The organism is Candidatus Thiodiazotropha sp. AKIB8 (genome assembly GCF_058244675.1).
Window position 1 is genome coordinate 172,397 of sequence record NZ_JBSYOO010000051.1, and the last position, 11,640, is coordinate 184,036.

Genomic DNA, 11,640 nt, shown 5'->3' on the forward strand with positions numbered 1-11,640 from the left:
AATTTTAGCCATCTCCTAATTTGAATATGGTTCTTTTGAGGGGGATTTTCAAGCCTGGAAGAGGCTTATTTTCGATCGGTTTAGGTGTTTTGTAACTATCTGTATTGTATGTAAAAAAATGAGCTATTTCAGGGGGCTTTTACGGCCTCTTCCATGTGCTGATTTGCGCTTTTTTTGGATCGGCCTGGATGGTCTGTCAGCAGCGCGGTTACGACTCGGTTTTGCCTGTTTCCCACCCCTTCCTTCAGGGGAGGGTTGCCAGCTGGGAACCAGATGTTTTTTGCCATTTCCGATCAGGTCACTACGCCCCATGCTGGCCAGAGCATCACGCAGCAGTGGCCAGTTTTTAGGGTCGTGGTAACGCAAAAAGGCTTTATGCAAGCGTCGTTGCTTCAAGCCTTTGACAACACTCACTTTGCCCTTGTTGGGTGCAATCTTCTGTAACGGGTTTCTGCCGGTATGGTACATCGCAGACGCGATTGCCAGCGGTGTAGGTAAGAAGGCCTGAACCTGATCTGGACGAAAATTATTTTGTTTCAGCCACAGGGCCAGGTTAAGCATATCCTGATCACTGGTTCCTGGATGAGCTGCAATGAAATAGGGGATCAGATATTGCTCTTTACCCGCCTCGGCAGAATATTTATCAAACAGCTTTTTAAACTTCTCATAGCTCTCTATGCCCGGCTTCATCATCTTGCTCAGAGGTGATGATTCGGTGTGTTCCGGTGCAATTTTCAGGTATCCGCCAACGTGGTGTGTGACCAGCTCCCGGATATAGTCAGGTGAGCGCACTGCAAGGTCATAGCGCAATCCTGAGGCGATGAATATACGTTTGATCCCTGGTAGTTTGCGTGAGCGACGATAGAGATTGATCAGTGGTTTATGATCGGTATTGAGGTTAGGACAGATACCCGGAAATACACAGGATAGACGTCGGCAGGCAGCTTCAATCTTCTTATCTTTACAGGCCAGTCGATACATATTCGCAGTGGGGCCGCCCAGGTCTGAGATATGACCGGTGAAGCCAGGTACCTGGTCCCGGATTGTCTCCACCTCACGAATAATAGAGTCTTCAGAACGACTCTGAATGATTCTGCCTTCATGTTCGGTGATGGAGCAGAAGGTACACCCGCCAAAACAGCCCCGCATAATGTTCACCGAGTGGCGGATCATCTCCCAGGCAGGATTTTTGGCATCCTCATAGGCTGGATGTGGTGTTCTGGTATAGGGCAGTTCATAGACTCTGTCCAACTCCTCTGTGGTCAGAGGAATAGGTGGTGGGTTGAGCCAGACATCTCTTTTGCCATGTTGCTGTACCAGAGCCCGGGCGTTACCCGGATTGGTTTCAAGGTGAAACACTCTGGATGCGTGTGCGTAGATGATTTCGTCTTTGACCACCTGATCGTAGGAGGGCAGGCGCACTACGGTTCGTCGACGATCCAGATGACGCGGCCTTGTATGTGGCGTGAAAGTTATCTTCTGGTCGCACTTCGGAGTGTGCTGATAGGGGTCGGGATGCATGGGCTTCGGGCCTGGAGCGTCCAATTCAGAAGAGTCGATCTGATACCAGTCTTGCGGTATGCTCTGGCACATAAAACCGGTACCCCTGAGATCGGTTATCTGATCGATTTTTTCTCCTTTTGCCAATCGGTGTGCTACATCGACTATGGCTCTTTCCGCATTGCCGTAGATCAACATGTCGGCCTTTGAGTCGGGCAGTACCGAACGTCGTACCTTGTCTGACCAGTAGTCGTAGTGGGCGATGCGACGTAAGCTGGCTTCAATGCCGCCGATGATTACCGGTACCCCCTTAAAGGCTTCCCTGGCTCTCTGGGCATAGACGATGACTGAGCGGTCTGGGCGTTTGCCGGCTTCGCCGTTTGGTGTATAGGCGTCATCACTGCGGATGCGACGATCGGCAGTATAGCGATTGACCATCGAGTCCATGTTTCCGGCAGTGATACCGAAAAACAGGTTTGGCCGCCCCAGGCTTCTGAAGGCATCCGCACTACTCCAGTTCGGTTGGGCGATGATACCGACCCGAAACCCCTGAGCTTCCAGTAGTCGACCGATCAGGGCCATGCCAAAGCTTGGATGGTCAACATAGGCGTCACCAGTGACCAGAATGACGTCACAACTGTCCCAGCCCAGATCATCCATCTCCTCTCGGCTCATAGGCAATACCGGAGCAACGCCAAAACGGGCGGCCCAATATGGACGGTGGGAGAAGATGTTGGCAGGCTGTGTCATTGATCTTTGATTATACATTGCTTCACTACTGACCCGCTAACTCCCTCAACCTCTGGGTGGTTTTGTAATGGCAGGCAAGTAGTGATTTATGAGTAATTGTCTGAAGCGATCTATTGCATATCGAAATCAGGTTATAGTTAGTTATCATGATTACACGAAAATATCGCTATCTGATCGCACTTGCCCGGGAGAGACACTTTGGTAGAGCTGCAGCTGCCTGTCATGTCTCGCCTTCGACGCTCTCCGCAGCTATCCGGGATATTGAAGAGACTCTGGGTGTCAGCGTTGTCGAACGGGGCAAGCAATATACCGGTCTAACCCCTGAGGGTGAGATCGTAGTGGAGTATGCCCAGCGTGTTGCTGCACAGGTCGACGATCTGAGACAGGAGTTGGCCAGTTTGCGAGATGATTTAAGCGGGCGTCTCAGGTTGGGTGTCATTCCAACCGCAATGACCGCTGTTGCCGGTTTGACTTCAGCTTTCTGTCGTCGACACAGTGGTGTAACTGTTGAAGTGCTTTCGCTGACCAATGATGAGATTCTGGAGCGTTTGCACCATTTTGAACTCGATGCCGGAGTAGGTTATCTGAGCTCATTCAACGACAATTCACTGGTGACCGTCCCCTTGTGGTGTGAACATCATGTTCTGTTGACCGCAGAGGAGGGACCCTTTGCAGATTATGCCACTGTAACCTGGCGGGATGCCGCAACAACACCGCTCTGTCTGTTGACCCCGGACATGATGAACCGACAGACCATTGATGCTGTTTTCAAGCAAGTGGGTGCGGTGGCATCACCCACCCTGGAGACCAATTCAATTCTTACCATATTGGCCCATGTGGGCACTGGACAGTGGTCTTCAATTATTCCCCGCAGTGTATTGGAGCAGGTTGGAACACCTGATGGAGTGGTGGCGGTAGAGTTAGTAGAACCACAGGTTGACTGGGCAACAGGAGTGGTGACGCTCGCCCGTGATCCATCTCCACCAATGGTGCGGGAAATTCTGCGTCAGGCAGAAAGATTGGTTGAGTCGTTCGCTCCAGTCGAATAGGTGTTCGAAAAATCTCTCTTTGCTTTATGGGTTTTCAGGTCTAGAAAGTGGGGTTATGAAATATGAAAACAAACCTCATCTCGATGAACTGATCAAAACCTTCCGCCACAAATCTGGCGCCCTGTTGCCGTTGCTGCATGAAATCCAGGTGCTGGAGGGCTATATACCAACTGAGGCAGTAGCTACCATTGCCAAGGGGCTTAATCTCTCCCGGGCAGAAGTCCATGGCGTGATCAGCTACTACCACCACTTCCGTACCACTCAGCCTGCCCGAAATGTGATTCGATTATGCCGGGCCGAGGCATGCCAGGCCCGTGGTGGGGAGGCATTGGCTGCCCATGCAGAAGTTGCGATAGAGGGCCGGGATCTGACATTGGAGCCGGTTTACTGTCTGGGTCTTTGTGCCAGTGGACCGGCGATGCAGATCGATGAGACTGATCTGCATGCCCGTCTCTCAGTGGAAAAATTCGATGCCCTGATCGCTGGGCTGGAGGGTGAGGTATGAGCACGACTCTCTATCTGCCAGGTGATGCAAATGCACTGGCTCTGGGTGCCGATAAGGTGGCCGAAGCCATTGTTAATCAAGCCAGACAACTTGGTATCGAGATCCGTTTGGTGCGTAACGGCTCTCGTGGTCTCTTCTGGTTGGAACCCCTGCTGGAAGTGGAAACCCCAAAAGGCCGGATTGCCTATGGTCCGGTGGAAGTTGCCGATGTTCCGGGATTGTTTAAAGCCGGTTTGGCAGAGGGTGGGGATCATCCGTGCTGTCTTGGTCCAACAGAGGCAATTCCCTACCTGGCTCGCCAGAAACGGGTCAGTATGAGTCGCGTCGGTGTAGTGGATCCTCGCTCTTTGGAAGAGTATCTGGCTCATGGCGGTGGCGAAGGTTTGATGCGTGCTCGCTCGATGGCTGCTGATGAGATCGTTAAGGAGGTGACCGATTCCGGTTTGCGAGGGCGAGGTGGTGCCGCTTTTCCCACTGGTATCAAGTGGAACACCGTACTCAATACCGCAGCGGATCAGAAGTACATTGTCTGTAATGCAGATGAAGGTGACTCCGGCACTTTTGCCGATCGGCTGCTGATGGAGGGTGATCCGTTTGCGCTTTTTGAAGGCATGGCCATTGCTGGTCTTGCCGTGGGTGCTTCACAAGGCTACATCTATGTACGCTCTGAGTATCCCCATGCTGCAGCCATATTGGAACATGCACTATCGAGGGCCAGTGATTGGCTCGATGGGTTCCACATCGAATTGCGTAAGGCGGCTGGCTCCTATGTCTGCGGAGAAGAGACAGCTTTGCTTGAGAGCATCGAGGGTCGCCGTGGCATTGTGCGTAATAAGCCGCCGCTACCGGCTATCGATGGCTTGTTCGGCAAACCAACGGTGATCAACAACGTCATCAGTCTAATCAGTGTGCCGGATATTCTTGCCAAGGGTGCCGCCTTCTACCATGCCTATGGTGTGGGTCGTTCTCGAGGTACGCTGCCGTTCCAGCTTGCGGGCAACCTTAAATATGGTGGGCTGGTGGAAGTTCCCTTTGGCCTGACGTTACGCGAACTGCTCTACGAGTTTGGCGGAGGTTCTGATTCAGGAAGACCCTTACGTGCTGTTCAGGTGGGTGGCCCGCTTGGCGCCTACATGCCTGAATCCCAGTTTGATACCCCCCTATGTTACGAGGCTTTTACAGACGTTGGTGCGGTGCTTGGTCATGGCGGGATCGTGGCTTTTGACGACACAGTGGATATGGTTGGTCAGGCCCACTATGCGATGAAATTCTGCGCTGAAGAGTCTTGTGGAAAGTGTACGCCATGCAGAATCGGCTCAACCCGTGGCATGGAGGTGATTGAGCAGATCCGCGATGGTGATGTCACTCAGATTGAGTTGTTGCGCAGCCTGTGTGACACCATGCTTGATGGCTCGATGTGTGCCATGGGCGGCATGACCCCCTATCCAGTGCTCTCTGCACTAAACCATTTTGCGGAGGATTTTCAGTGAAACCGATCGATTACGGCACACCGGCGGTAAACGTCGAAGCAGAAGTAACCCTGGAGATCGATGGCGTATCTGTCACTGTACCCGAAGGTACAACTGTGATGCGCGCAGCTGTCTCAGCGGGTGTGATGATTCCCAAGTTGTGCGCAACTGACACTCTGAAACCATTTGGATCCTGTCGGCTCTGCCTGGTTGAGATCGAAGGGCGACGTGGCCATCCTGCATCCTGCACCACCCCTGCAGAAGAGGGCATGCAGGTGACTACTCAGACGCCACGTTTGGCAGAGTTGCGGCGAAATATTATGGAGTTGTATATCTCCGATCATCCTCTCGACTGCCTCACTTGTGCGGCCAACGGTGACTGTGAACTTCAAACCACAGCAGGTGTCGTTGGTTTACGTGAGGTGCGATACGGCTTTAGTGGTGCCAACCATTTCACTGAAACGGTGAAAGATGACTCCAATCCCTACTTTAGTTTTGATCCGGCTAAGTGCATCGTTTGCAACCGCTGTGTGCGGGCCTGTGAGGAGTTGCAGGGAAGCTTTGCCTTGACCATTTCAGGGCGTGGTTTCGACTCCCGGGTAACAGCAGGTCAGGGTGAATCATTCATGGCATCTGAATGTGTCTCCTGTGGTGCCTGTGTCAATGCCTGTCCAACGGCTACTCTGATCGACAAGCGTGTGGTTGAGCACGGGCTGGCTGAGCATAGTATCTCCACCACCTGCGCTTACTGTGGCGTTGGCTGTGGTTTAGAAGCAGAGATGCAGGGGGATCAAGTCGTCCGAATGACCCCCTCAAAATCGACACAAGCCAATGAAGGCCATGCCTGTGTCAAAGGGCGCTTTGCCTGGGGCTATGCAACCCATCCTGACCGCATCACCCAACCAATGATACGTGCCGATATATCAGATCCCTGGCGGCAGGTTTCATGGGAAGAAGCATTAGACTATGCCGCCTCTGAGTTTCGTCGCATTCAAATGGAACATGGTCAGAATGCGATTGGGGCATTGGTCTCGAGTCGCTGTACCAATGAAGAGGATTACTTGGTGCAGAAGTTGGTACGTACAGCTTTTGGTAACAATAATGTGGATACCTGTGCGCGGGTCTGCCACTCTCCAACAGGTTATGGTCTAGGCCAAACCTTTGGTACCTCTGCAGGCACCCAAACCTTTAAGTCTGTGGAGCAGGCCGATGTGATTATGGTCATCGGTGCTAATCCTGCTGCTGCTCATCCGGTGTTTGGTTCACGAATTCGTCAGCGGGTACGACAGGGCGCAAAACTGATTGTTATCGATCCCCGAGAGACTGAGATGGTGGATGCGCCTCATGCAGGTGCACATCACCATCTAAAACTCCGGCCTGGCACCAATGTGGCGTTGCTTACCGCCCTTGCCCATGTGGTTGTTGTTGAGGCGTTGCTGGATGAAGCCTTTATTGAGTCCCGCTGCGAGTCTGAAACCTTCGCTTACTGGCAAGCCTTCGTCTCTCGTCAAGAGAACTCTCCAGAAGCATTGTCCAATGAGATAGGGGTATCAGCGATAGAGCTTCGTGAAGCCGCAAGGGCTTATGCCAAGGCTGGCAATGCAGCCATCTACTATGGTCTTGGCGTCACTGAACATGCTCAGGGTTCCACTGCGGTGATTGCCATTGCCAACCTGGCCATGGCTACCGGTAATGTAGGTCGTGAAGGGGTGGGGGTGAATCCCCTGCGGGGTCAGAATAATGTACAGGGCTCCTGTGACATGGGCAGCTTTCCCCATGAGCTGCCTGGTTATCGCCATGTATCTGATAAAGCGACCCGTACCCTCTTTGAACGAGCTTGGGGTGTCAATCTGCAGTCCGAGCCTGGTCTGCGTATTCCCAACATGTTGGAAGCAGCTCTCGATGGTTCTTTTCTTGGTCTCTATTGTCAGGGAGAGGATCCGGTTCAATCAGATCCAAACACCCAGCATGTCCAGGCGGCATTGAAATCGATGGAGTGTGTCGTGGTGCAGGATCTGTTCCTCAACGAGACTGCGAAGTATGCACATATCTTCCTGCCCGGCGCCTCTTTCCTGGAAAAAGAGGGTACTTTCACCAATGCTGAGCGGCGCATTTCTCGTGTACGACAAGTAATGCCACCACTCTCTGGTAAGGCCGATTGGGAAGTGACTATGGGCCTGGCCAATGCTCTGGGTTATAAAATGCACTACAACCATCCAACAGAGATCATGGATGAGATAGCCTCTTTAACCCCGACCTTTTCCAGAGTGAGTTATGAAAAGCTGGATAGAATCGGCAGTATTCAATGGCCCTGTAATGAGCTGGCCCCAGAGGGGACAGCAACCATGCACACAGAGGGTTTTGTTCGGGGCAAGGGACGTTTCATGATAACCCAGTACATACCCACAGATGAGAAGATCACACCGCGATTTCCACTCTTACTAACCACAGGCCGGGTACTCTCCCAATACAATGTGGGTGCACAGACAAGGCGTACCGAGAACAACCGCTTCTTCCCTGAAGATCTTTTGGAGATTCACCCACAAGATGCAGAGGATCGTGGTATTCGGGAGGGTGACTGGGTTGGTATTCAATCCCGTAGTGGTGACACAGTCCTTCGGGCCGCTCTGACTGAGCGGGTGCAACCGGGTATCTGCTATACCACTTTCCACTTCCCGGAGAGTGGTGCAAATGTAATTACCACTGACAATTCGGATTGGGCCACCAACTGTCCTGAGTACAAGGTAACAGCAGTACAACTGGTCAGGGTTGATCAACCATCGGTATGGCAGCAGAGAAATACCGATCACGATAGTGAACAGCGTCGACTACTATCGGGAGCTGAAACGAGATGAAGCAGCAGTCCGAATTCAAAGTAATGCGACCGGGTAGGCCAATGGTTACCGATAATATCGCCGAAGAGGTACCTGTAGCCTTGGAGTATAACGGCATCTCACACGCCGTGATGCTGGCAACACCTGTTGATCTGGAGGATTTTGCACTGGGGTTCAGTCTCAGTGAGGGTATTGTGAATCGTCCCGGAGAGCTCTACGACATCGAAGTTGAGGAGACCCGTGAAGGCATAGTGATGCGATTGGAAGTTGCAGCTGCTGCATTCTTTCAGCTGAAGCAACGCCGCCGCACTCTGGCGGGCCGCACGGGGTGTGGTTTGTGTGGTACAGAGAGTCTTTCTCAAGTGACGCGTGACCTGCCAGCAGTCAATAGCAGTGCTTCACTCAGCTTTAATGCACTACTTGAAGCTGTAACCCGCTTACCGGCAGAGCAGTGGTTGCAGCAGGCAACTGGTGCAGTTCATGCGGCTTGCCATATCTCCGCAGATGGCGCCATCAATCATGTCAGGGAAGATGTTGGTCGCCACAATGCCCTGGATAAAACCCTGGGTAGTCTCGCGCGTCAGCAGCAGGTTAAGGATGGCGGTTTGTTGGTGACCAGTCGCGCCAGTTTCGAAATGGTGCAAAAGACAGCTGCACTTGGTTATAGCCTGTTGGCCGCAGTGTCAGCCCCAACTGCGGCAGCAGTTCGTTTGGCAGAGTCTCTAAATCTGACACTGATTGGTTTTCTGCGTGGAGATGATTGTGTGCTCTATACCCATGGTTCAAACCTCACTCTTGATTACCCTCATAGTATTGCTGATCGGGGTTATTCATTGATGGAGAAAATCGCATGAATGCAAACAACCTGATCAAAATGGCCAACCAGATTGGTGACTTTTTTGAAGCAATGCCTGATCCGGAACAGGCCGCTAAAGATGTGGCCGTTCACATGCTGCGATTCTGGGAACCGCGAATGAGATCCGGTTTGCTCGACTATATCGATACTTCAGGGGATGAAGTATTGAAACCTATAGTACGCGAAGCCTTGCCAATGATAAGAGATGAGAATGTAGCTGCAGAAGATTCCTGAACTCACCCATCATAAAGAGATGTGGTCGATGAGTCAGTGTTTAGCAGAAAAAATAATCAGGCCAGATTCCCAAATCACTAATGCAGCTTGTTCACTTTTAAAAGCACTGCGAGTGCTGCAAGCGCAGTCTTTTCTTCCTTACTGATCTTATTTCCGAAGATACCGAGGAAACCACCGGATGACTCGGCAACCGCTTTGCCGAACTGCAACAGAGATAATTTGAATTGCATAGCCTCATCATCACTTAATTTTAAATCAACAGCCTTTGCAATTTTCTCGATCACAGACTTAGGGTCTACTTCGCCATACAGTACATCCTTCGTCAGAGACTCCATATTTGGGATAACCTCAATCATCACATGTTGCATCATCACACTATCTCCGGCTATACCCTTTAACAACTCCTTGTGAAAACTGACAACTTCTTTTCTATCTATCGTTCCATCGGCACCAGCAACCAGGGCGAAGACGACGATTGGTGAATATAGGATGTATTTCCACTCATCATTTGAGAATTGAGCCTTATAACCACTATCTTGACTGCTACTCTCTTCCGCATCAGGTTGTTCAAAATCGCTCATAAGTTATTCATAGATAATTGGCCATAAACTCTTCAGCTTAGTGATTGCTGGATTGAATGGTCTGGATTAAGGTTTGGCAGATTGTTTCTGGCTTCTTCACTACCACTCGATTTTTGTCGTTTCCACACTATCAGAGTTGGACGTATCTCATGTTTGAAGGCCTCCTTCCATTGATTAAAGTCCAGATCATTGTGTCCGTAGATGGCCTGTTCAAGTTCATGGATAAGATACTTGATCTTGCCTGGATCTGCTTTAGGATGAAAGTCGAGGATATGTTCAGCAATGATACTGTAGGGTGCATTAGTCGGTAACCCAAGATGTTTGTTGGCCAGAAAACGCAGGGTATAGCCCCATACCTCCGGGTCGCTCTCTTCATCGACAAATCTAACACAGAAAAAGAATCGAACGGACAGGGGGAGTGCTCCTACAAGTTTACGACGCCAGCGATGCCACCTTGCTACAGGATTAAGAACAGCAGTGGTTGCCCGTAGTTTATCCTTTAGTGGTGAAAATGCCGGTGCCATACGGCGCATTGGATCTTTTAGAAAAACTACCAGAGGCTCCAATGGAGAAGATTGATCATCACTCTTTTTACGATGGGTGAACCATAGCGCCATCCAATATCCAAAAATAATTCCGAAAACCACGGCCAGAGGAATCCAGAAGGCCGCTGAGGTTCCAGAGGGAAACAATGAAGCTTCAGATGAAAACAGGCCGTTATCCTTCCGCGTACCGCTGACAGCAATCGGATGCAGTGGCACCGAGGCACGTTGTGGCATCTCTGTTCTGGTATTCCACCAGTTGATACTCATTTGAGGTAATTTCAGATCTCCACCAAATTGAGGCACCAAAGTGAAGCTTTCAATTCGACGACCAATGATCCTATTGGATTTTTTTTCCAGATAGGTGTCTGTTTGGTTGCTGTCCCGATAGACACGAAATGCATCACTATTCAGCTGTTGTTCAAGGCTAGGGAGTTTGTTTCCGGACAGCCCAATGGCAGTTAACTCAGTTGTGATCGGTAGGGGTTTGCCTGCAGCAGCTTTAATATTCTCAGGAAACTTGACCTTCAGTGTCAGTTGTTCCAGTGGCAGCCAGGGAGTACTTGTCGGGTCAGCTTCGCGCACAGTGAAATCAATTGGGTCAGCCATTTTAGCTTCAAACGCTCTGTTACTGCGTTGGTAGCCGACAATCTGCTCCTCACCTGTGACTCGGATTGCGGGGATTAGAAATTTTCCAGGTTTGAGCGGAGTGATTTCATAGTAGAAGTCGTTGACTATCTGCCGCTTCCCTTTGATTGTGCGTGAGTAGGTTACAGGTCCCTCTTTCAGGTTGAGAACGAAATTGCTGATTTGAGGAATATGTGGCGTGGTTGTGCGCAAATTGTTTTGGCTGATGACGCTCAGCTTGAACATCACACTCTGTTGAGTATAGGGAGCGTCTGTAGAAATCTTGGTCTCAATAAAGGGCTTTGTTAGCTGGGTATTGTAGTAACCGGGGGGGGAGTAGGTTTGTCTCCGCTGAGCAGGCCAGTTAGTGCCATAGGGGGTATTTGGCCGCTGCCCTGTGCTTGGCGCGCCTGCTTGTTGTTTGCCTGGCTGCGGGTAGTTCCACTGGCCGGGAGCCGGGCTCTGCCAATAGGGTTGACCTGGGTACTGATTGGCGTGCAGGTGACTCGACAGGGTCATCAGTGCAAGAGAGGCAAGGGTGATGGATTTTAGTGACCTGTTAGCGAGGTCGATCGATTTGAAGCGCCCAATAATGAGCTTGATCGAGGTTAGGGTCACAGCCAAAGGCTGATTTACTTGGTAAGATCCATAATGTCGAGCAGTTGAATTTTTCTTGGCAGCACTCATGTTATT

At 51.0% G+C, this 11,640-nt stretch carries 9 protein-coding genes; 6 read left to right on the forward strand and 3 right to left on the reverse strand.

All coding sequences use genetic code 11. The features are described from left to right. Positions 1-123 precede the first annotated feature (123 nt). On the reverse strand, positions 124-2,250 hold the full coding sequence (locus tag AC4IFB_RS19080) for a YgiQ family radical SAM protein (protein ID WP_490778911.1): 2,127 nt from the start codon (positions 2,248-2,250) through the stop codon (positions 124-126). A 146-nt stretch (positions 2,251-2,396) separates the two neighbouring features. On the opposite strand from AC4IFB_RS19080, the gene AC4IFB_RS19085 reads away from it, so the two are divergent. The 6 genes from AC4IFB_RS19085 to AC4IFB_RS19110 are packed head-to-tail and all read left to right on the forward strand — an operon-like array spanning position 2,397 to position 9,197. After that, on the forward strand, positions 2,397-3,299 hold the full coding sequence (locus tag AC4IFB_RS19085) for a LysR family transcriptional regulator (RefSeq protein ID WP_490778762.1): 903 nt from the start codon (positions 2,397-2,399) through the stop codon (positions 3,297-3,299). Between the two features lie 55 nt (positions 3,300-3,354). Further along, positions 3,355-3,804, forward strand: a complete 450-nt coding sequence (locus AC4IFB_RS19090; RefSeq protein ID WP_490778761.1) for an NAD(P)H-dependent oxidoreductase subunit E — start codon at positions 3,355-3,357, stop codon at positions 3,802-3,804. Beyond that, positions 3,801-5,294 carry a formate dehydrogenase beta subunit gene (locus AC4IFB_RS19095; RefSeq protein WP_490781008.1) on the forward strand — a complete coding sequence of 498 codons (1,494 nt, stop codon included), beginning with the start codon at positions 3,801-3,803 and terminating at the stop codon, positions 5,292-5,294. The genes AC4IFB_RS19090 and AC4IFB_RS19095 overlap by 4 nt, the downstream gene beginning before the upstream one ends. Next, complete coding sequence (gene fdhF, locus AC4IFB_RS19100) at positions 5,291-8,128, forward strand: formate dehydrogenase subunit alpha (protein ID WP_490781009.1); 2,838 nt, start codon at positions 5,291-5,293, stop codon at positions 8,126-8,128. The genes AC4IFB_RS19095 and fdhF overlap by 4 nt, the downstream gene beginning before the upstream one ends. Then, positions 8,125-8,961 (forward strand): formate dehydrogenase accessory sulfurtransferase FdhD, encoded by an 837-nt coding sequence (gene fdhD, locus AC4IFB_RS19105; RefSeq protein WP_490781010.1) that lies wholly within the window; start codon positions 8,125-8,127, stop codon positions 8,959-8,961. The genes fdhF and fdhD overlap by 4 nt, the downstream gene beginning before the upstream one ends. Continuing rightward, on the forward strand, positions 8,958-9,197 hold the full coding sequence (locus AC4IFB_RS19110) for a formate dehydrogenase subunit delta (protein WP_490781011.1): 240 nt from the start codon (positions 8,958-8,960) through the stop codon (positions 9,195-9,197). Before fdhD ends, AC4IFB_RS19110 begins: the two co-directional genes overlap by 4 nt. Positions 9,198-9,274: 77 nt before the next feature. Here AC4IFB_RS19110 and AC4IFB_RS19115 read toward each other — a convergent pair whose 3' ends face one another. Both AC4IFB_RS19115 and AC4IFB_RS19120 read right to left on the reverse strand, forming a co-directional pair. After that, positions 9,275-9,778 carry a hypothetical protein gene (locus AC4IFB_RS19115; protein ID WP_490781012.1) on the reverse strand — a complete coding sequence of 168 codons (504 nt, stop codon included), beginning with the start codon at positions 9,776-9,778 and terminating at the stop codon, positions 9,275-9,277. Positions 9,779-9,810: 32 nt separating this feature from the next. Further along, a complete protein-coding gene (locus AC4IFB_RS19120; RefSeq protein WP_490781013.1) occupies positions 9,811-11,571 on the reverse strand; it encodes a hypothetical protein in 1,761 nt (586 codons plus the stop codon). Positions 11,572-11,640 lie beyond the last annotated feature (69 nt).